Annotated in this window: 16 protein-coding genes; 13 read left to right on the top strand and 3 right to left on the bottom strand. The window is 67.2% G+C overall.

The window, feature by feature from the left end; genetic code table 11:
• The first annotated feature begins 24 nt into the window (after positions 1-24).
• Together A4F85_RS25505 and lolD are read left to right on the top strand one after the other, a co-directional pair.
• Positions 25-1278: a lipoprotein-releasing ABC transporter permease subunit gene (locus A4F85_RS25505; RefSeq protein WP_063328596.1), complete on the top strand. Its 1254-nt coding sequence runs from the start codon at positions 25-27 to the stop codon at positions 1276-1278.
• Positions 1271-1987 (top strand): lipoprotein-releasing ABC transporter ATP-binding protein LolD, encoded by a 717-nt coding sequence (gene lolD, locus A4F85_RS25500; protein ID WP_013800885.1) that lies wholly within the window; start codon positions 1271-1273, stop codon positions 1985-1987. Before A4F85_RS25505 ends, lolD begins: the two co-directional genes overlap by 8 nt.
• 21 nt (positions 1988-2008) lie before the next feature.
• Here lolD and A4F85_RS25495 read toward each other — a convergent pair whose 3' ends face one another.
• Positions 2009-3475, bottom strand: coding sequence for a methyl-accepting chemotaxis protein (locus A4F85_RS25495; protein WP_063328196.1), 1467 nt, complete (start codon positions 3473-3475; stop codon positions 2009-2011).
• A 214-nt stretch (positions 3476-3689) separates the two neighbouring features.
• Here A4F85_RS25495 and A4F85_RS25490 point away from each other — a divergent pair, with 214 nt between their 5' ends.
• The 9 genes from A4F85_RS25490 (at position 3690) to A4F85_RS25450 (ending at position 15447) form a co-directional block, all read left to right on the top strand.
• Positions 3690-4511, top strand: coding sequence for a TatD family hydrolase (locus A4F85_RS25490; RefSeq protein ID WP_063328595.1), 822 nt, complete (start codon positions 3690-3692; stop codon positions 4509-4511).
• Between the two features lie 75 nt (positions 4512-4586).
• Positions 4587-5132 (top strand): DNA-deoxyinosine glycosylase, encoded by a 546-nt coding sequence (locus A4F85_RS25485; RefSeq protein WP_043825020.1) that lies wholly within the window; start codon positions 4587-4589, stop codon positions 5130-5132.
• Between the two features lie 19 nt (positions 5133-5151).
• A complete protein-coding gene (locus A4F85_RS25480; protein ID WP_063328195.1) occupies positions 5152-5961 on the top strand; it encodes a hypothetical protein in 810 nt (269 codons plus the stop codon).
• A 98-nt stretch (positions 5962-6059) separates the two neighbouring features.
• Positions 6060-7862: a GspE/PulE family protein gene (locus tag A4F85_RS25475; protein WP_063328194.1), complete on the top strand. Its 1803-nt coding sequence runs from the start codon at positions 6060-6062 to the stop codon at positions 7860-7862.
• 207 nt (positions 7863-8069) lie between these two features.
• Entirely contained in the window at positions 8070-8558 is a 489-nt protein-coding gene (locus A4F85_RS25470; RefSeq protein ID WP_013800891.1) for a tripartite tricarboxylate transporter TctB family protein, read from the top strand.
• 15 nt (positions 8559-8573) lie between these two features.
• Positions 8574-10085 (top strand): tripartite tricarboxylate transporter permease, encoded by a 1512-nt coding sequence (locus tag A4F85_RS25465; protein ID WP_012207191.1) that lies wholly within the window; start codon positions 8574-8576, stop codon positions 10083-10085.
• A 153-nt stretch (positions 10086-10238) separates the two neighbouring features.
• The gene (locus A4F85_RS25460; RefSeq protein ID WP_013800892.1) at positions 10239-11555 is read left to right on the top strand and encodes a DUF3422 family protein; all 1317 of its coding nucleotides are present in this window, start codon (positions 10239-10241) and stop codon (positions 11553-11555) included.
• 157 nt (positions 11556-11712) lie between these two features.
• Complete coding sequence (locus A4F85_RS25455) at positions 11713-12510, top strand: SDR family oxidoreductase (RefSeq protein WP_013800893.1); 798 nt, start codon at positions 11713-11715, stop codon at positions 12508-12510.
• A gap of 186 nt (positions 12511-12696) precedes the next feature.
• Positions 12697-15447 carry a bifunctional diguanylate cyclase/phosphodiesterase gene (locus tag A4F85_RS25450; protein WP_063328193.1) on the top strand — a complete coding sequence of 917 codons (2751 nt, stop codon included), beginning with the start codon at positions 12697-12699 and terminating at the stop codon, positions 15445-15447.
• On the opposite strand, the gene A4F85_RS25445 is transcribed toward A4F85_RS25450, so the two are convergent.
• Positions 15422-16324, bottom strand: coding sequence for a DMT family transporter (locus A4F85_RS25445; RefSeq protein ID WP_063328192.1), 903 nt, complete (start codon positions 16322-16324; stop codon positions 15422-15424). The genes A4F85_RS25450 and A4F85_RS25445 overlap by 26 nt on opposite strands.
• Positions 16325-16460: 136 nt before the next feature.
• Here A4F85_RS25445 and A4F85_RS25440 point away from each other — a divergent pair, with 136 nt between their 5' ends.
• Together A4F85_RS25440 and A4F85_RS25435 are read left to right on the top strand one after the other, a co-directional pair.
• Positions 16461-17441, top strand: a complete 981-nt coding sequence (locus tag A4F85_RS25440; protein ID WP_063328191.1) for a quinone oxidoreductase family protein — start codon at positions 16461-16463, stop codon at positions 17439-17441.
• Entirely contained in the window at positions 17438-18262 is an 825-nt protein-coding gene (locus A4F85_RS25435) for an NUDIX hydrolase (RefSeq protein WP_063328190.1), read from the top strand. Before A4F85_RS25440 ends, A4F85_RS25435 begins: the two co-directional genes overlap by 4 nt.
• Positions 18263-18268: 6 nt before the next feature.
• On the opposite strand, the gene A4F85_RS25430 is transcribed toward A4F85_RS25435, so the two are convergent.
• The gene (locus A4F85_RS25430) at positions 18269-19933 is read right to left on the bottom strand and encodes a Na/Pi cotransporter family protein (protein ID WP_013800898.1); all 1665 of its coding nucleotides are present in this window, start codon (positions 19931-19933) and stop codon (positions 18269-18271) included.
• Between the last annotated feature and the right edge of the window lie 99 nt (positions 19934-20032).

Genomic DNA, 20032 nt, shown 5'->3' with positions numbered 1-20032 from the left:
TGGGCGATGACACAATGCATGCCCATGCAATTTCCCTACGAACTGGCCGTCGGCTGGCGCTACACCCGGGCGGGGCGTGCCACGCGCCGCAACGGCTTCATCTCGTTCATCTCCGGCGTCTCCATGCTGGGCATCGCCCTCGGTGTGGCGGCGCTGATCATCGTGCTCAGCGTGATGAACGGCTTCCAGAAGGAAGTGCGCGACCGCATGCTCAGCGTGGTCTCGCACATCGAGATCTTCGCGCCCCAGGGCGCGGCGCTGCCCGATCTGGAGCGCACCATGCGCGAGGCGCGCGCCAACCCCGACGTGCTGGGCGCCGCCCCGTTCGTCGCGGCCCAGGCGCTGCTGGCGCGTGGCGAGGACATGAAGGGCACCCTGGTGCGCGGCATCGATCCGGCGCGCGAGGGCGAGGTCACCGACGTGGCCGCCACCAATGCCGAGGTGCTCAAGCGCCTGGTGCCTGGTGAATTCAATGTGGTGCTGGGGGTGGAGCTGGCGCGCTCGCTGGGCGTGCGCCAGGGCGACATGGTCACGCTGATCGCCCCGGGCGGCCAGGTCACGCCGGCCGGCGTGGTGCCGCGCCTCAAGCAGATGCATGTGGTCGGCACCTTCGACTCCGGTCACTACGAATACGACTCGGCCCTGGTGATGATGCATTACGAGGACGCGCAGCGCCTGTTCCGCCTGGAAGGGCCGACTGGCATCCGCCTGAAGCTCAAGGACCTGCACGAGGCGCCGCGCGTGGCCATGGAGCTGGCCCACACCATCACCGACCGCCTGCTGATCCGCGACTGGACCCAGCAGAACCGCACCTGGTTCGCGGCCGTGCAGCTGGAAAAACGCATGATGTTCATCATCCTCACGCTCATCGTGGCCGTGGCTGCGTTCAACCTGGTGTCCACGCTGGTGATGACGGTGACCGACAAGCGCGCCGACATCGCCATCCTGCGCACGCTGGGCGCCTCGCCGTCCAGCATCATGGGCATCTTCATGGTGCAGGGCGCCATGGTGGGCGTCATCGGCACCTTTGCGGGCCTGCTGCTGGGCCTGGGCATCGCCTTCAACATCGATGTCATCGTGCCGGCCATCGAGCGCCTGCTGCACGCCAACTTCCTGCCCAAGGACATCTACCTGATCAGCAAGATGCCCAGCGATCCGCAGTACAGCGACATCATGCCCATCGCCGTGATCTCCCTGGTCCTGGCCTTTGTCGCCACCATCTATCCCAGCTGGCGCGCTAGCCGCGTGAACCCCGCCGAGGCGCTGCGCTATGAATGAAGTGAATGTGATGCCCGGTTTCGAAGTGTCCCAACAGGGCGCCGTGGTCCTGGATGCGCGCGGCCTGACCAAGCGCTTTGCCGAAGGACGGCTCAACGTGCAGGTGCTGGCAGGTGTCGATCTGCAGGTGCGTGCGGGCGAGACGCTGGCCATTGTCGGCGCCTCGGGCTCGGGCAAGAGCACGCTGCTGCACCTGCTGGGCGGGCTGGACGCCCCCACCAGCGGCAGCGTCACCCTCAAGGGCGAGCCCCTGCATGAACTCAGCGCCCAGAAGCAGGGCGCGCTGCGCAACCGGCACCTGGGCTTCATCTACCAGTTCCACCATCTGCTGCCCGAATTCAGCGCCCAGGACAACGTGGCCATGCCGCTGCGCATACGCCGCGACGACAGGGCCGAGTGCATGGAGCGCGCCGCACGCATGCTGGCGGCCGTGGGCCTGGGCGAACGCATGCTGCACCGTCCGGCCGAACTGTCGGGGGGCGAGCGCCAGCGCGTGGCCATTGCCCGTGCCCTGGTCACCCAGCCGGCCTGCGTGCTGGCCGACGAGCCCACCGGCAACCTGGACCGCAGCACGGCCGACACCGTGTTCCGCCTGATGCTGGAGCTGGCGCGCAGCCATGGCACGGCCTTCGTCATGGTCACCCACGATGAGCAGCTGGCGGCGCGCTGCGACCGCATGGTGCGCCTGGTGCAGGGCCAACTGGCCTGACCGGCAGGCCTGAGCCTGGCCTCAGGCCATGCGCAGCAAGGTGCCCGGCAGGCGCTGAGCGCCTGCGGGAAGCACGGCCGCTGCCGGGGCCGACTTGATCTGCGGCGCAGCGGGAACGATGGATGCCGGCAGCGGCTTGCGCTGCACCTGTTCCCTGGATGCATCCGCGACGGCCGCGCTCTGTGCCGTCAGGTCTGCCGTCACCTCGCGCAGGCGTGCCGACTGGGCCATGGATGCCTGCACCACATCGCCCATGATGGCCGTGACCTGGTGGGAGGAGTCCACGATCTCCTGCATGGTGCCGCCGGCCTGGCGCACCTGATTGGCGCCCAGTGCCACCTGCTCCACCGAGGTGTGGATGAGCTGCTTGATTTCCTTGGCGGCGGCGGCGCTGTTCTGTGCCAGTGCCCGTACCTCGCCCGCCACCACGGCAAAGCCCCGGCCCTGCTCGCCTGCGCGGGCCGCCTCCACGGCAGCGTTGAGCGCGAGGATATTGGTCTGGAAGGCGATGCCGTCCATCACGCCGATGATGTCGCTGATCTTGCGCGAGCTGGCGCTGATGGACTCCATGGTGCCCATCACCTCGTGCACCGTGCGTCCGCCCTGCTCGGCCACCAGGCAGGCCTGGCGGGCCAGTTCGTTGGCCTGGCCTGCGTGCTCGGCGCTTTCGCTCAGGCCCTGCATGGCCTCGCCCAGGGTCTGCGCGGCCGTGAAGCGGCGCGTGATATCGCGGGCGTACTTGACCACCTTGAAGGGCCGGCCGTCGGCGTCGAGGATGGGGTTGTAGCTGGCCTCGATCCAGACCTGGCGGCCGTGCTTGCCGATGCGCAGGTACTGGCCCGCATCGTGCTGGCCGCTGGCCAGCTTGCGCCAGAACTGCGCATATTCTGGGCTGTGGCGTTCATGGGGCTGGACGAACATGCTGTGGTGCCGCCCGACGACCTCGTCCAGCGTGTAGCCCATGGCCTGCAGGAACAGGCGGTTGGCATGCAGGATGTTGCCCTGCAGGTCGAACTCGATGATGGCCTGCACCTTGGAGATGGCGGCCAACTGGCCTTCGGCGTCGGCGTTGCGGCGCTGCTGCTCGGTGATGTCGGTGGCGTACTTCACCACCTTGAAGGGCCTGCCATGGCGATCGAAGATGGGGTTGTAGCTTGCCTGCAGCCAGACATCGCGCCCGTCCTTGGCAATGCGGCGGTAGCGCCCCGCGTCGTGGATGCCGCTGCCCAGGCGCTGCCAGAACGCGGTGTATTCAGGCGACTCGCTCATCTGGTGGTCCACGAACATGCGGTGGTGCTGGCCGATGACCTCGTCCTCCTCATAGCCCATGGTGTCCAGGAAGTTCTGGTTGGCGGCCAGCACATGGCCTTGCAGGTCGAACTCGATCACCGCCTGGGACTTGTGTATGGCGGCCAATTGCCCGTCAAGCTCCGCCTTGCGGCGTGCGCCACCGAGGTCCAGGATTCGACTCCATGCTGAGCGCTTCATGGGAATTCCTCTCTCCAAAGCATGCCGGCCGGTGATGCGGGAGCCCGATGCGGGGTGTAAGTGTTACTTTATGTATTTTTATGGAGGCGCAAGCCATTCGTGTATTGATTTTGTCAAACGGAGCCGACTCGCAATAAGCCAAGGGTTTGCCCTTGCTCCGGGCCTCGTCTGCCCCTTGGACGGGCGCCGCCCGGGCCGGTGGCATGATGCGGCCATGCCCGCCTGGATAGACACCCACTGCCACCTCGATGCTCCCGAATTCGACGCCGACCGCGACGCCGTGCGCGCGCAGGCGGCCGAGACAGGCGTTGCGCATCTGGTGATTCCGGCCGTGGCGCGCGAGCACTGGGACACGGTGGTGGCGCTGGCGCGGCGCCATGGCGACAGCTATGCGCTGGGCATCCATCCGCTGTACACGCCCAATGCCCGCGAGCAGGACATTGCCGCATTGCGCGAGACGCTGGCGCGGTTGCGCGGCGATGCGCAACTGGTGGCCGTGGGCGAGATCGGCCTGGACTTCTTCGTGCCCGGGCTGGATGCGGACCGGCAGATCTGGTTCTACGAGCAGCAGATCGCGCTGGCGCGCGAGTTCGACCTGCCCGTCATCCTGCATGTGCGCAAATCCAGCGACCGGCTGCTCAAGACCCTGCGCGCGCGGCCTGTGGCGGGCGGCATTGCCCATGCCTTCAACGGCAGCGTGCAGCAGGCCCAGGCCTTCATCAACCTGGGCTTCAAGCTGGGCTTTGGCGGGGCCGTGACCTATGACCGGGCGCTCAAGCTGCGCGAGCTGGCAGCCGCCCTGCCGCTGGATGCGCTGGTGCTGGAAACCGATGCCCCCGACATTCCGCCGCACTGGCTCTACACCACGGCCGGGCAGCGTGCCCAGGGTCAGGCCCAGGGCCGCAATACGCCGGCCGAGCTGGCACGCATTGCGGACGTGATTGCGCAGTTGCGCGGCATCACGCCCCAGGCCCTGGCCGAGGCCACGGGCCGCAACGCGCGTGCCGCGCTGCGAGGCCTGCCCGCCATGGCCTGAACCAGGCTTGAGCGGAACCTGAACCTGAGCGGTCTTGCCGCCCGCTGCCAGCAGCCCGGCGACCGCTGGGCGACAATGCCGGCCATGTCCTTGACCGTTCCCGACCTGCCGCCCCCCGGAGCCCCGCGCTGGCAGGGCCTGGCGCCGGTGGCCGATGCGCGGACCCGGGCCCTGGTGCTGGGCAGCTTTCCGGGCCTGCGATCGCTGCAATTGCAGCAGTACTATGCCCATCCGCAAAACCAGTTCTGGCCCTTGCTCCAGGCCCTGTGGCCCGGGCATCCGCAGCCCGGCCGCGACGACTATGCGGGCCGCTGCGAATGGCTGCTGGCCCGCGGCCTGGGCCTGTGGGACGTGTATGCCAGCTGCGAGCGCGAAGGCAGCCTGGACAGCGCCATCCGCGCGGCCGAGGTGAATGATTTCGTGGCGCTGCGCACGCATTGCCCCCAACTGGCGCTGGCCCTGCACAACGGTGGCGAGAGCTACAAGCACGCCGGCCGCACGCAGGCCCTGGGCCTGGCCACCGTGAAGCTGCCATCGACCAGCCCGGCCAACGCGAGCTGGAGTTTCGCGCGCAAGGTCCAGGCCTGGCGCGAGGCGCTGGCTGCCCATCAATTGCTCTGATTTTTTGACTGTTCCCGACGTGATACGCAAGACCCGCGGCGCCGCCAAGGCAGCCCCATCCTCTTCCTCCAGCGCCACCAACGCCGCAGACATCGAGCTGCCCGAAGTCAGCGTCTCCGACGATGGCGATGTGCGCCACCTGCACCTGGGCACGCCCTGGATCCAGGGCTCCATGCGCATACGCGAGCCGTTCGAGATCGAGCTCGAATACGTGCAGCGCATGATGGGCTGGCTGCTGTTCATGGAGCCCGCCAGCGTGGCCGGCCGCCATGCCATGCAGCTGGGCCTGGGCGCCGCGGCCATCACCAAGTTCTGCCACAAGAAGCTGCGCATGCGCACCACGGCCATCGAGCTGAACCCGCAGGTGCTGGCCGTGTGCCGCAGCTGGTTCAAGCTGCCGCCCGACAGCGACACGCTGCGCGTGGTGCTGGCCGATGCGGCCCAGGAAATCCGCAAGAGCCAGTGGCTGGGCACGGTCGATGCGCTGGCCGTTGATCTCTATGACCACGATGCGGCCGCGCCCGTGCTGGACAGCGCCGAGTTCTATGCCGACTGCCGCAATCTGCTGACCGAGGACGGCATCATGACCGTCAACCTGTTCGGCCGCACCTCCAGCTACGAGCGCAGCCTGGCGCGCATGGCCGAAGCCTTTGGCGAAGAGGCCATGTGGGCCTTCCGCCCCACGCGCGAGGGCAACACCGTGGTGCTGGCCCAGCGCACGCCGCGCGCGCTCGACCCCGCCGCGCTGCAGGCTGCCAGCGCCCAGGTGCAGGCCCGCTGGGACCTGCCTACGACGCGCTGGCCCAAGATCTTCGTGCGGCCCTGGTAGAACGGCCCTGATAGAGCCGCCCTGGTAGAGCGGGGCTGGCGGGGCAGGGCTGCCGGCAGGCTTACCATAGGGCGCAGTTCAGCTTCCGGCCCAACGCCATGTCCGATCCGACCTCCACCACGCAGCCCAAACCCGCCGTTGTTCCAAGCAATCCTTCGGGGCCCCTGGACTGGCGCAGGCTGGTGCAGTGGCTGCTGGCCGATGGCGTGATCACGGCCGAAGAGGCCCAGCGCACCGTGGCGCGCTGCTCGCAGGCCGAGAGCACCCAGCATCCGCTGGTCCGGCTGGCCAACGTGGGCATGGCCCGCGCCGGCGACGGGCGCGCGCTGGACATCGAGGAGCTGACCCAGTACCTGGCAACCCGCAGCGGCCTGGCCTACCTGCGCATTGATCCGCTGCGCGTGGATGCGGGCCGCGTCGGCGAAATCATGAGCGCCAGCTATGCCGAGCGCCACAAGGTGCTGCCCGTGCAGGTATCGCCGCAGGAAGTGGTGGTGGCCACGGCCGAGCCCTTCATCGACGACTGGGTGGCCGAGGTCGAGCGCCAGGCGCGCCGCAAGGTGCGCCGCGTGCTGGCCAGTCCGCTGGACCTCAAGCGCTACACGGGCGAATTCTTTGCGCTGGCCAAATCGGTGCGCGCAGCCGAGAAGGCGGGCGGCGCCGCCAGCGCGGCCAGCTTCGAGCAGCTGGTGGAGCTGGGCAACAGCAGCAAGCAGCTCGACGCCAACGACCAGGGCGTGGTGCGCGTGGTGGACTGGCTGTGGCAATACGCCTTCGACCAGCGCGCCAGCGACATCCACATGGAGCCCCGGCGCGAGCAGGGCGTGATCCGTTTTCGCATCGACGGCGTGCTCCACCCGGTCTACCAGGTGCCCATGGGCGTGCTCAATGCCATGGTCTCGCGCGTGAAGCTGCTGGGGCGCATGGACGTGGTGGAAAAGCGCCGCCCGCAGGATGGCCGCATCAAGACCCGCAACCCGCGCGGTGACGAGGTGGAAATGCGCCTGTCCACGCTGCCCACGGCCTTTGGCGAGAAGCTGGTGATGCGGATCTTCGATCCCGACAACACGGTCAAGGACCTGGATGCACTGGGCTTCACCAGCCATGACGCCCAGCGCTGGAACGAACTGGTGCGCCGCCCGCACGGCATCATCCTCGTGACCGGGCCCACGGGCTCGGGCAAGACCACCACGCTGTACTCCACGCTCAAGCGGGTGGCCACGGAGGCGGTCAATGTCAGCACCGTGGAAGACCCGATCGAAATGATCGAGCCCAGCTTCAACCAGACCCAGGTGCAGCCTCAGCTGGACTTCGGCTTCACCGAGGGACTGCGCTCGCTGATGCGCCAGGACCCGGACATCATCATGGTGGGCGAAATCCGCGACCTGGCCACCGCCGAAATGGCCGTGCAGGCCGCGCTGACCGGCCACCTGGTGTTCTCCACGCTGCACACCAACGATGCGCCCAGCGCCGTGAGCCGGCTGATGGAGCTGGGCGTGCCGCCCTACCTGATCAATGCCACGCTGCTCGGTGTGCTGGCCCAGCGCCTGGTGCGCACGTTGTGCCCGCAGTGCAAGCAGCGCGACGAGGAGACCTCGGCCGCCACGCTGGCCGAGGCCGTGCGGCCCTGGAAACTGTCAGGCAGCTACCAGCCCTACAAGCCCGTGGGCTGCGTGGAGTGCCGCATGACGGGCTTTCGCGGGCGCATGGGGCTGTACGAGCTGCTGACCGTGAGCGAGGCGCTCAAGCAGCAGGTCCACACCTCGCCTTCCATGGATGCGCTGCGCCGCCAGGCCGTGCAGGACGGCATGCGCCCGCTGCGCCTGGCAGGTGCCCTGCGCGTGGCCGAAGGCGTGACCACGCTGGACGAGGTCATGGCCAGCACGCCCTTGCTGGGATGATGGGCAGGCGATTGGTGGGTTGGAGCGTGAGTGCCTGCTCTGGCGCAGGCCTTTGCCATGGATGGATCGGGTGCCCCCTGCTGGCACCTTTTTTCATTCATGCGGGTAGGACATGAGGGTATGCCCTTTGTAGGTGGAATCCACATCCAGACACAGTTTTTCTGAACGCAAAATCGCCGGGTCGTGATTCCGTAAGGAGACATTCTCGTGAAAATCAAGAGTCAGAAAGACTTTTTTTCGGGCGTGATGTTTTTGGTTATCGGCCTCGCTTTTGCGATCGGCGCTACCAACTACACCGTCGGCACCGGTGCCCGCATGGGCCCGGGCTATTTCCCGCTGATCCTGGGTGTGCTGATGTCCATTCTGGGCACGGCCATCTGCTTCACCGGCCTGACCAAGGGTCCTTCGGGCGGTGACAAGATCGGCAAGTGGGCGTGGAAGCAAGTGTTCTTCGTTCTGGCTGCGAACTTCGCGTTCGGCGTACTGCTGGTCGGCGTTCCCAATCTGGGCATTCCCCAGTTCGGTCTGATCGTCGCCATCTACGCGCTGGTGTTCATCGCCAGCCTGGGCGGTCATAGCTTCAAGTTCAAGGAAGTGGCAATTCTGTCCACCGTCCTTGCTGTGGGCAGCTATGTGGCCTTCGTGTGGGCACTGAATCTTCAGTTCCCCGTCTGGCCCAGCTTCATCACCGGTTAAGCAGGAGCATCGTCCGTGGAACTTTTTCAGAACCTGGCGACCGGCTTCGGCGTCGCCTTCACTTTCCAGAACCTGATCTACTGCTTCGTCGGCTGTCTGCTCGGTACGCTCATCGGCGTGCTTCCAGGCATCGGCCCCGTGGCAACGATCGCCATGCTGCTGCCAGCAACCTACGCCCTGCCTCCGGTGGCGGCGCTGATCATGCTGGCCGGTATCTACTACGGTGCGCAGTACGGTGGCTCGACCACCGCCATTTTGGTGAACCTGCCTGGTGAATCCTCGTCCGTGGTGACCGTGATCGACGGCTACCAGATGGCAAGAAAGGGGCGAGCGGGACCCGCTCTCGCTGCCGCAGGCATAGGCTCGTTCTTCGCAGGTTGCGTGGGCACCGTGATCCTGGCCGCCTTCGCGCCTCCGCTGACGGAAGTCGCCTTCAAGTTCGGCCCTGCCGAGTACTTCTCGCTGATGACCCTGGGCCTGATCGGCGCCGTGGTGCTGGCTTCGGGCTCGCTGCTCAAGGCCATTGCCATGATCGTGCTGGGCCTGCTGCTGGGCATGGTCGGCACCGACGTGAACTCCGGTGTTGCCCGCTACAGCTTCGACATTCCCGAGCTGACCGACGGTATCGACTTCGTCGTGATCGCCATGGGTGTGTTCGGCTACGGCGAAATCATTGCCAACCTGTCCAAGCCTGAAGACGAGCGCGAAGTGTTCGCCGCCAAGGTGACGGGCCTGATGCCCACGAAGGAAGACTTCAAGCACATGATTCCGGCCATGCTGCGCGGCACGGCCCTGGGTTCTGCCCTGGGTATCCTGCCCGGTGGCGGTGCCATGCTGTCGGCCTTTGCTGCCTACACGATCGAGAAGAAGACCAAGCTCAAGCCGGGCGAAGTCCCCTTCGGCCAAGGCAACATCCGCGGCGTGTGCGCCCCCGAGTCGGCCAACAACGCCGGTTCGCAGACCTCCTTCATCCCGCTGCTGACGCTGGGCATTCCGCCCAACGCCGTGATGGCGCTGATGGTGGGCGCGATGACCATCCACAACATCCAGCCGGGCCCGCAGGTGATGACCAGCAACCCCGAGCTGTTCTGGGGCCTGATCGCCTCGATGTGGATCGGCAACCTGATGCTGATCGTGCTGAACCTGCCGCTGATCGGCATCTGGATCAAGCTGCTGACCGTGCCTTACCGCTGGCTGTTCCCGTCCATCGTGCTGTTCTGCGCGATCGGCGTGTACGGTACCAACAACAACACCTGGGACGTGTGGATGGTGGGTATCTTCGGCTTCGTGGGCTATGTGTTCCACAAGCTGGGCACCGAACCGGCTCCCTTGCTGCTGGGCTTCATCCTGGGCCCGATGATGGAAGAGAACCTGCGCCGGGCGCTGCTGCTGTCGCGTGGCGACTGGAGCGTGTTCGTGACCCGTCCGATCTCGGCCGGCCTGCTGCTCGCCGCCGTGGTGCTGCTGGTGGTGGTGCTGATGCCTGCAGTGAAGAACAAGCGCGAAGAAGCATTCGTAGAGGATTGATCGCCTCAGCGTTGCAACCATGTTGCTTGACGGCCCTTCGGGGCCGTTTTTTTTTGCTCAACAAGCGATGCCGGTGGAAAGCTGTTGATCCCGGATGCCTGGGAGCCGACGCGCCCGTGACTGCACAATAGCGCGCAGTCTTTCGAGGTCACGATGTCCCCACTACTGTCATCCCAGCACCCGCAGCGCGTGCTGCTGCACAACGAGATCCACGCCCGCCCCGCCGAGGAGATGCAGGCGCCGCTGGCCATCACCCATGTGGTGATGCTCACCGATGCGGCCCAGCGCGAGGCCAGCCGCGCCCATGTGGCCACCCTGCTGCGCAACCACCACCTGCCGCCGCCCGATGCGGCGACCACCCATGTGCTGATCGACCTGGGCGCCTTTCACCTGCGCTGGGAACTGCACACGGAGTTCGTCTGCTGGACCTTCAGCAAGCCCATGTCGCAGGCCGGCATGGACGATGTGCGCGAGCCCGAAGCCGCCATCGACTACGTGCCGCGCGACTGGCTGGCTGCCTTGCCCGGCCAGTGCCTGAGCGGCCTGCACCTGTGGGCCTTGCAGGAGCAGGCGGTCAATGAGCCGCATCTGGTGCGCCACCTGCTGCAGGAAGACACGCTGGTGGGTGCGCGCGTGGCCGGCGATGCGGGCAAGGTCTACACCGACTTCGCCATCCATGCCGATGGCTTCTCGCGCATGCTGCTGCTGGCCGGCGAGTCATTGTCGCCACGCCGCCTGGGGCGGCTGGTGCAGCGGCTGCTGGAGATCGAGACCTACCGCATGGCGGCCCTGCTGGGCCTGCCGGCGGCCCGCCAGGCCGCTGCCGTACTGGCCACGGCCGAGCGGGATCTTGCGGCCCTGGCCCATTCCATCCGTCTTGCCGACCGCGATGCCGAGCCGGCACTGCTGGATCGGCTGACACGCCTGGCCGGGCAGGTGGAGAGCGAATACGCCACCACGCATTCGCGCTTTTCCGCCAGCGCGGCCTATTTCGAACTGGTGGACAAGCGCATTCAGGACATCCAGGAATCGCGCATCGACGGCATACAGACCATCCGCGAGTTCATGGACCGGCGCCTGACGCCGGCGCGCAGCACCTGCGAATGGGCGGCGCGGCGGCAGAACGCGCTGTCCGAGCGCGTCTCGCGCGTCAGCAGCCTGCTGCGCACGCGGGTGGAGATCGAGCAGCAGCAAAGCAGCCAGCAGTTGCTGGGCGCCATGAACCAGCGCCAGGACATGCAGTTGAAGTTGCAGTCCACGGTGGAAGGCCTGTCCGTGGCCGCCATCACCTACTACTTCACGGGCCTGATCAGCTATCTGGCCAAGGGCGCCAAGACGCTGGGCTGGCCCTGGTCGCCGGAGAGCACGGCTGCCGTCGCCATTCCCGTGGTGGCACTGGGCGTATGGTGGTCGCTGCGCAGGCTGCACCACAGATTGTTCCGTGGCCAGCACGGGTCCGGCACGCACTGAAGGGAGCTCCTGCAGCCCCGCCCCTGCGCCTGTGTTCCCCTGCACCGGCGTTTTCGCGTTTTCACACGTTTGGCGTGAAAGCATCGAAGCCTCGCGCACAATGTGCGCTGCCGTTCTGCAAGGATCGAGCAAGGCTTTTTTTGTTCAGGAGTGAGACATGGATCTGGGAATCGCGGGCAAGTGGGCCCTGGTATGTGGCGCCAGCAAGGGCCTGGGCTTTGGCTGTGCCAAGGCGCTGGCGCAAGAGGGCGTGAACCTGGTGATCAATGCGCGCAATCCCGAGGCCCTGCAGGAGGCTGCGGCCAGCCTCGCCGCCCTGGCGCCGCAGGTGAAGGTGCTGGCCGTGGCGGCCGACATCACCACCGAGGAAGGCCGTGCCGCCGTGCTGTCGGCAGCCGGTGGCCCGGGCGTGGATTTCGACATCGTCGTCACCAATGCCGGCGGCCCGCCGCCCGGTGATTTCCGCGACTGGGACCGCGCGGCCTGGCTCAAGGCCGTGGACGCCAACATGCTCACGCCCATCGAGCTGATCAAGGCCACGGTGGACGGCATGGCGGCGCGCGGATTCGGCCGCATCGTCAACATCACCTCCAGCGCCGTGAAGGCGCCCATCGACATCCTGGGCCTGTCCAATGGCGCGCGCAGCGGCCTCACGGGCTTTGTGGCGGGCCTGGCGCGCAGCGGCATCGCGGCCAAGGGCGTGACCATCAACAACCTGCTGCCCGGCAAGTTCGACACCGATCGCCTGCGCACCACCTTCACGGCCGCCGCCAACAAGAGCGGCAAGAGCCTGGACGACGTGCGCCTGGTGCAGCAATCCCAGGTGCCGGCCCGCCGCTTCGGCACGCCCGATGAATTCGGCGCCATCTGCGCCTTCCTGTGCAGCGCGCACGCAGGCTACATGACGGGTCAGAACATCCTGCCTGACGGCGGCCTGTACGCAGGAACCTTCTGATGCGCCGGTGCACTGCCTCCATGAACGGGTCCAGGGCCGGCAAGGCCCGGGAAATGGTCCCTTGCATGGCTGCGCAGTGCCGAGCGGTCCATGGGCAGGTGCAGCCTTGACAGTCCCGTTCCTGCATCGTGGCCAGCGGCCTTGCCGCAGCCTGCCCATTTCAAACGCCATGCAGGGAGCCCGGAGATGACGGGCCAGCCCCATCAGACGGACTGGGCGGCGGCCGACCCCGTCCGCACGCCCGGACCGGCAGCGGCCGCAAGCCCTGCGCGCATGCGCCATACCCTGGCGCTGATGCTGGTGCTGCTGACGGTGGCCCTGGCGGCTGCCATGGTCTGGCTGCTCAGCGGCATGCGGACCACGGCGCAGGAAGAGGCTTCGCTGCGCCTGGTGCGCTTTGTGCTGGGCACCGAGGCGGCCATCAGCCGCAGCCTGGAATCCCTGGATGCCCTGGCGCTGGGCGTGGACGAACTGCTGGGTTCGCGCAACCCCGCATCGGCATCGCAGCCGCAACTGCAGGAAATGCTGCACACCATGGTGCGGCAGAACACGCTGGCGCAGCGCGCCTCGGTGCACGATATCCAGGGCCGGGAACTGGCCGCTTCGGGCGATGGCCCGGTCATCGACCTGCCTGCGCAGGTCTGGGAGCGCCTGGCGGGCCAAAGCCGCTCCGAATTGCTGGCAAGTCCACCCTCCGTCGCGCCGCTGGTGCCAGGTGGCGAGCGCATGCTGTACCTTGTGCGGCCCCTGAGCCGGGCAGAGCAGGGCGGCTATGTGCTGATGCAGGTGCCGGCTGCGGCGCTGGGCGCCGTGCTGGCCCAGGGCGGTGTGCTGGACGGCCTGGAGGTCACGCTGGAGCAGGGCAGCGGCGAGCTGCTGCTGTCCATGCCCCAGTATGGCGATGTCGCCGCTGTGCGGCTGCTGCCGACGACGTCGCAGCTGCCGTCCAGCGGCGTCATGCACATGGCCGCACGCCTGAGCCGCGTGCCTGCCCTGGTAGCTGCGCATCCGCTGCCCAAGGGACATCTGTGGGTCACGGCCAGCCTGCCCATGTCCTCCGTGCTGGCCGGCTGGCGCGTGGCTGCCTGGCTGATGGTGCTGGCCGTGATGATCTTCGGCGTGCTGCTGGCCGTGCTGGGCTGGACCGTGCACCGCTACATGGACCGCCTGCATGCCGCGCGGCGCCAGGCCCAGCGGTCCGAGCAGTGGCTGGACCAGGCGCTGGACAGCATGGTCAGCGGCTTTCTGCTGCTGGATTCGCAGCAGCGCGTGCTGCGCTGGAACCGCTGCTATGAGGAAATGTTCCCCTGGCACGCGGACCAGCTGGAGCCTGGGCGGCCCCTGCAATCGCTGCTCGATTCCTGCCCCAGCGCCGTGGGTCTGGCGGCGGCGCCGGCGCAGGCCGACGAGGCCAAGGACCTGCACCGCCAACTGGTGCTGCGGCCTGGCGTGCCCTTTGAGCAGCAACTGCCCAGCGGCCGCTTTGTCCAGATGACGGCACGGCTGGCCGCCGAGGACGGCGTGGTCATCACCTACAACGATGTCACCGATATCCGGCTGGCCACGGCCGAGATCGAGAGCCTGGCCTTCTACGATCCGCTGACCAGCCTGCCCAATCGCCGCCTGCTGCTGGACCGCCTGGCTCAGGCCACGGTGCTGGCCGCACGCGAAGGCTGGACCGGGGCGCTGCTGTTCCTGGACCTGGACCAGTTCAAGATGCTCAACGACACGCTGGGCCACGAAGTGGGCGACCAGCTGCTGCAGCAGGTGGCGCACCGCCTGCGCAGCGCCGTGCGATCTTCGGACACGGTGGCGCGCCTTGGGGGGGATGAGTTCGTGGTCATGCTCTGCGAGCTGTCGCACGAGCCTGCCGAGGCGGCCACGCTGGCCCAGCGCATCGGCGAGAAGATCCTGGCGCGGCTCAACCAGTCCTATGTGCTGGGCGCCCATCTGCACCGCAGCGCCTGCAGCATTGGCGCCACGCTGTTCGGCCGCCAGCCGCAGTCGGCAGCCGAGCTGCTCAAGCAGGCCGACATCGCCATGTACCAGATCAAGGCGCGCAACGGCAGCGGCCTGTGCTTCTTCGATCCGCAGATGCAGGTGGAAATCCACCAGCGCGTGCGCATGGAAGGCGACCTGCGCCAGGCCCTGGCGCAGTCCCAGTTCGAGCTGCACTACCAGCCCCAGTTCACGCTGGCCGGCGAGGTCATAGGCGCCGAAGCCCTGCTGCGCTGGCGCCACCCCGAACGCGGCCTGGTGCCTCCCGGCATGTTCATTGCCGTGGCCGAGGAAAGCGAGATCATCGTGCCGCTGGGCATGTGGGTGATCCGCACGGCCTGCGAGCAACTGGCGATCTGGCAAAAGGATGCGCGGCTGCGCCATCTGCAGGTGGCCGTGAATGTCAGCGCCCGCCAGTTCCGGCACCAGGACTTCGCCTCCCAGGTCATCGAGCAGGTGCGCAATGCCGGCATTGCGCCCCATCTGCTCAAGCTGGAGCTGACCGAGTCGCTGGTGATCGAGAACGTGCAGGAGTCCATCGACAAGATGAAGCAGCTGCGCAGCCATGGCGTGTGCTTTTCCATGGACGACTTCGGCACCGGTCACTCCTCGCTGACCTATCTCACCCAGCTGCCGCTGAACCAGCTCAAGATCGACCAGTCCTTCGTGCGCCACCTGGGCTTGCGCCATACCGATGACGTGATCGTGCAGACCATCATCGGCATGGCGCGCAACCTGAACCTGGATGTGATCGCCGAAGGCGTGGAGACCCTGGAGCAGCGCGCCCTGCTCGCGCATTACGGCTGCGAGTATTTCCAGGGCTACCTGTTCAGCCCGCCCGTGCCCATACGCGCGTTCGAGCAGCTGCTGGCCAAGGTGCCCGTGCGCACCGTGGCGCATGGCCTGCCCAAGGCTATGCCCGGCGCGAAGACACCATGATGCCGCCCACGATGAGCGCGAAGGCCAGCCCGTGGTACAGCTGCGGCGTCTGGCCCAGCAGCGGAATGGACAGCAGGGCGGTGAACAGGGGCATCAGATTGCCGAAGAAGCCCGCCACCGCAGGGCTGCTGCGCTGCACGCCCAGGCCCCAGAAGCGATAGGCCAGGATGGCCGGCCCGATGGCGATGAACAGCAGGGCGCCCAGCAGCGGCCACCCTGCCTGAAGGTGAAACCGCCCCGATGCAGCCTCCAGTCCCGTGAACAGGCCGGACCACATCAGGCCGAAGACCATCTGTGCCAGCAGAAAGCCCGACCAGTCCGCGCGCAGCTGTCCTGACACGCTGGTCCTGGACAGCAGCCACGTATAGAAGGCCCACAGGATCGTGGCCAGCACCATGAACAGGTCGCCCGGCACCAGCTGCAGCTGGCGCAGCACCTGCGGATCGCCGCGCGACAGCACCACGGCCACGCCCAGCACCGACAGCCCGGCCCCCAGCAACTGGCGGCGGCTCACGGCAATGCCCCAGCAGATGCGGCCCACGGCCAGCATCCACACCGGCATGCTGGAGCCGACCAGGGTGGCATTCAGCGGCGTCGATGTTTTCAGCGCCAGGTACAGCAGGGCGTTGTAGCAGCCGATGCCCAGTAATCCCAGCAGCGCGAACTGGCGCCACTGCGGCCAGACGGCGCTGTCCCGGCGCAGCACCCATCCCGCCAGCGGCAGCAGCAGCATGAAGGCAATGGCCCAGCGCAGGAAATTCAGCGCGAAGGGCGAGATCAGGTCATGGACCATGCGGCCCACGATGGCATTGCCGGCCCACAGCAGCGGCGGCAGCGTCAGGATGGCGGCGGTGGAAGGCTTCAGCGGCTGGCTCATCGGGATCATCCGGCTTTCGGGCTCGCCACTATAGGCGTTGCGCGCTCTTTGCGCCGACCATGCGCTGCCGTCTTCCGCGAGGCGGGCCGAAACATGGCACGATGCCGCTCTTGTCGCTTTTTGCAGGAGTGCTCCCATGGGTATTGCAGTGCAGATCCGCCACAACGGCGGCCCCGAAGTCCTGGAGCTGGTGCAGGTCGCCGTGGGCGAGCCCGGGCCAGGCGAGGTACGCATACGCCACCATGCGGTGGGCCTGAACTTCATCGATGTGTACCAGCGCTCCGGCCTGTACTCGCTGCCCATGCCCTTGAGCCTGGGCATGGAAGGCGCAGGCGTGGTCGAGGCCGTGGGGGCCGGCGTGGAGCACCTGGGCGTGGGCGATCGCGTGGCCTATGCCAGCAATCCTCCGGGCAGCTACAGCGAAGTGCGCGTCATGCCCGCCATGTGCGTGTGCCGCCTGCCCGATGCCATTGCGTTCGAGACGGCTGCCGCCATGATGCTCAAGGGCCTGACCGCCCAGTACCTGCTCAAGAAATGCATTCCGGTCGAGGGCCTGGAACCGGGTGATGCCGTGCTGTTCCATGCGGCGGCCGGTGGCGTGGGCCTGATTGCCTGCCAATGGGCCAGGGCCCTGGGCCTGCAGCTCATCGCCACCGCGGGCTCGGACGAGAAGTGCGCGCTGGCCCTGGCCAACGGTGCAGCCCATGCCATCAACTACCGCAGCGAGAACTTCGCCGAGCGCGTGCAGGAGATCACGGGCCGCCAGGGTGTGAAGGTGGTCTACGACAGCGTGGGCAAGGACACCTGGGAAGGCTCGCTGGCCTGCCTTCGGCGCTTCGGCCTGTTGGTGAGCTTCGGCAACGCCTCAGGCCCCGTGGCGCCTTTCGCTCCTGCCGTGCTGGCGGCCAAGTCGCTGTATGTGACGCGCCAGACCCTGTTTTCCCACATCACCAGCCGCGAGGCCACCCAGGCGATGGCCGACGATCTGTTCGCCGTGGTGGAAAGCGGTGCCGTGAAGATCCATATCGACCAGCGCTATCCGCTGGCCGAGGTGCGCCAGGCGCACCTGGACCTGGAGGCGCGCAAGACCACGGGCTCGACCATCCTGCTGCCATGAGTGTGTCAAAGCACCTTGCCGACCCGGCCGTGAAGGCCTGGCTGGACCACCTGCGCGCCGACACGCGCCAGCCCGCGCTGCAGCCGCGCCGGCCGTTGCTGGTGGCGGGGCAGGAAACTGGTTCGCTGGAAGACGGCCTGGCCGCGCTGCTGCCGGACGATGTGATGCATGCCCAAGGCGTGGCACTGAGCCTGCAGGCCGGCCAATGGCATCTGCAAGGCCAGGGCGATGCCACGGTCCTGCTCAACGCCCTGGCCCGGGTGCTGCGTGCCACGGGCCACAGCGGCCCCTGGCGCGATGAGCAACTGGCCGTGTGCAACGTCCAGGGCCAGCGCATTGCCACCGTGGAGCGCGGCGCCGTGCGCCCGCTGGGTATTGCCACCCAGGCCGTGCACCTGGTGGGCGAGACAGCCGATGGCCGCATCTGGGTGCAGCAGCGCGCCGACAACAAGCCCACCAACCCCGGCATGTGGGACACGCTGATGGGCGGCATGGTGGCCGCGTGCGATACCGTGGCCGAGGCCGTGGAGCGTGAAACCTGGGAAGAGGCCGGCCTGCGCGTGGCCGAGCTGCTGGGCCTGCGCCATGGCGGCCATGTGCTGTTCGAGCGCCCCAGTGACGAGGCCGAGGGCCGGGGCTTCATGCGCGAGCGCATCGACTGGTTCAGCGCCACCGTGCCGCTGGCGCTGGAGCCCGGCAACCAGGATGGCGAGGTCCAGGCCTTTGCGCTGATCGAGCGCGACCAGCTCGTCGAATGGCTGCTGCAGGGCCGCTTCACGCCCGAGGCTGCCCAGGTGCTGGCGGCCTGGCTGGGCTGGTGAAACGCTTCAGCGCGCCGTCTTGTTCAGTGCCGATTCCTTGAGCCGGCTGGGCGCCAGGGCGCCGGCCGATTCGAGGATGGGGTAGGCCACCGAGCACAGCAGCGAGTTGATGCGCTTGAGGTCGCTGATTAGGTCGATGTGCAGCGAGCTGGTCTCTATGCTGGAGACGGTGTTGTCGGACAGGCGCGCCAGGTGGGTGGCCGAGTAGGCCAGCTCCAGGTCGCGGAAACGCGCCTTTTCCTCCAGCAGCTTCTGCGCCTCGCGCACATTGCCGTTGAGGAACACGCTCATCGCCAGGCGCAGGTTGTCCAGCAGGTGGTGCAGCAGCTCGCGGATCTCCTGCGTGCCGGCCTCGGAGAACTGGCGGCCCTTCTTGATCTTCTTGTCCTCGATGTCCAGCAGCACGCGCTCGATGATGTCGCCGATCTGCTCCATGTTGATGGTGAAGCTGATGATTTCCGTCCAGCGCTGGCCCTCGCGCTCATCCAGTTCGGCGCGCGAGATCTTGGTCATGTAGTACTTGATGGCCGAGTACAGATCGTCCACCGTGCCTTCAAGCTCGCGCAGCTCCTGGGACAGCTTGAGGTCGTCGGTCTCCAGCACCCGCTGCATGCCGATCAGCATGGACTCGACCATGTCGGCCTGGTGCAGGGCCTCGCGTGCGGCGCAGGAAATGGCCAGCGACGGCGTGCTCAGCGCCGAGGGGTCCAGGTGGCGCGGCCGCAGCAGGCTGGTGGAGCTGGCCTCGGGCTTGGGCAGCAGGGCCGTCACCCAGCGCGCCACGGTCTGCGTCAGGCCGATGAAGCACAGGCTGTTGAAGATATTGAAGGCCAGGTGGAACAGCACGATGTTCTGGCCCTTGCCGTCGATCATCGGCATCACGTAGGTGGCCCACAGCCCCAGGAAGGGCGCGACGATGGCCACCCCCATGATCTTGAACAGCATGTTGCCGATGGTGACCTGGCGCACTTCGGTGCTGGACTTGGCCGTGGTCAGCACGGCCACCAGGCCGCTGCCGATATTGGCGCCCAGCGTCAGGCCCAGCGCCACTTCCATGGGAATCGCGCCCGAGCTGGCCATGGCCGCGATCAGCAGCACGATGGCCAGGCTGGAATAGGCCATCACGGCCAGCAGCGCACCCAGCAGCAACTCCATGAAGATATCGCTGGTGACCGAGCCCAGCAGGGTGCGCACGGCGGGGGCTTCCAGCAGCGGCTCGGTGGCCTCGACCACCAGGCGCAGGGCCAGCAGCATCACGCCCAGCCCGATCAGCACGCGGCCTATGCGCCCGGCCGTGGTGTCCTGGCGTGTGATGAACAGCACCACGCCCACGAAGATGAACAGCGGCGACAGCCAGGACAGGTCGGTGGAGAACAGCACGGCCATCAGCGCCGTGCCCACGTCGGCGCCACGCATCACGGCCAGCGCGGCCGGCAGCGAGATCAGGCCCTGGCCCACGAAGGCCGAGGTCATCAGCGAGGTGGCCGTGCTCGACTGCACCAGCGCAGTCACACCCAAGCCCGACAGCGCAGCCGAGAAACGGTTGCTCATGCTGTGGGCGAGCAGGTCGCGCAGGTTGGCGCCGAACACTCGCAACACGCCGGTGCGGACCATGTGCGTGCCCCAGACCAGCAGGGCGATGGCGGCCAGTAGATTGAGTAAGTGCTTCATGTGCTGTGAGCGGAGAAGCGGACCAATATAACCCCGGTCCCGGCTTGCGCGCAGGAGAGTCGGCCGCATGAGCGCACAGTTTGGTGCGAAATAAAGAAA

Source organism: Delftia sp. GW456-R20 (genome assembly GCF_001622915.1).
Taxonomy (GTDB): Bacteria; Pseudomonadota; Gammaproteobacteria; order Burkholderiales; family Burkholderiaceae_C; genus Comamonas; species Comamonas acidovorans.
The sequence above is the reverse complement of the archived record's forward strand: the minus strand, read 5'-3'. Positions and strand labels throughout refer to the sequence as shown.

Excerpts from the sequence above, each read along its gene's own strand:
- A4F85_RS25440 (WP_063328191.1), top strand. The coding sequence starts at position 16,461 with ATGGGTATTGCAGTGCAGATCCGCCACAACGGCGGCCCCGAAGTCCTG.
- A4F85_RS25490 (WP_063328595.1), top strand. The coding sequence starts at position 3,690 with ATGCCCGCCTGGATAGACACCCACTGCCACCTCGATGCTCCCGAATTC.
- A4F85_RS25495 (WP_063328196.1), bottom strand. The coding sequence starts at position 3,475 with ATGAAGCGCTCAGCATGGAGTCGAATCCTGGACCTCGGTGGCGCACGC.
- A4F85_RS25435 (WP_063328190.1), top strand. The coding sequence starts at position 17,438 with ATGAGTGTGTCAAAGCACCTTGCCGACCCGGCCGTGAAGGCCTGGCTG.
- A4F85_RS25505 (WP_063328596.1), top strand. The coding sequence starts at position 25 with ATGCAATTTCCCTACGAACTGGCCGTCGGCTGGCGCTACACCCGGGCG.
- A4F85_RS25445 (WP_063328192.1), bottom strand. The coding sequence starts at position 16,324 with ATGAGCCAGCCGCTGAAGCCTTCCACCGCCGCCATCCTGACGCTGCCG.
- A4F85_RS25460 (WP_013800892.1), top strand. The coding sequence starts at position 10,239 with ATGTCCCCACTACTGTCATCCCAGCACCCGCAGCGCGTGCTGCTGCAC.
- A4F85_RS25485 (WP_043825020.1), top strand. The coding sequence starts at position 4,587 with ATGCCGGCCATGTCCTTGACCGTTCCCGACCTGCCGCCCCCCGGAGCC.
- A4F85_RS25430 (WP_013800898.1), bottom strand. The coding sequence starts at position 19,933 with ATGAAGCACTTACTCAATCTACTGGCCGCCATCGCCCTGCTGGTCTGG.
- A4F85_RS25475 (WP_063328194.1), top strand. The coding sequence starts at position 6,060 with ATGTCCGATCCGACCTCCACCACGCAGCCCAAACCCGCCGTTGTTCCA.
- lolD (WP_013800885.1), top strand. The coding sequence starts at position 1,271 with ATGAATGAAGTGAATGTGATGCCCGGTTTCGAAGTGTCCCAACAGGGC.
- A4F85_RS25455 (WP_013800893.1), top strand. The coding sequence starts at position 11,713 with ATGGATCTGGGAATCGCGGGCAAGTGGGCCCTGGTATGTGGCGCCAGC.
- A4F85_RS25450 (WP_063328193.1), top strand. The coding sequence starts at position 12,697 with ATGACGGGCCAGCCCCATCAGACGGACTGGGCGGCGGCCGACCCCGTC.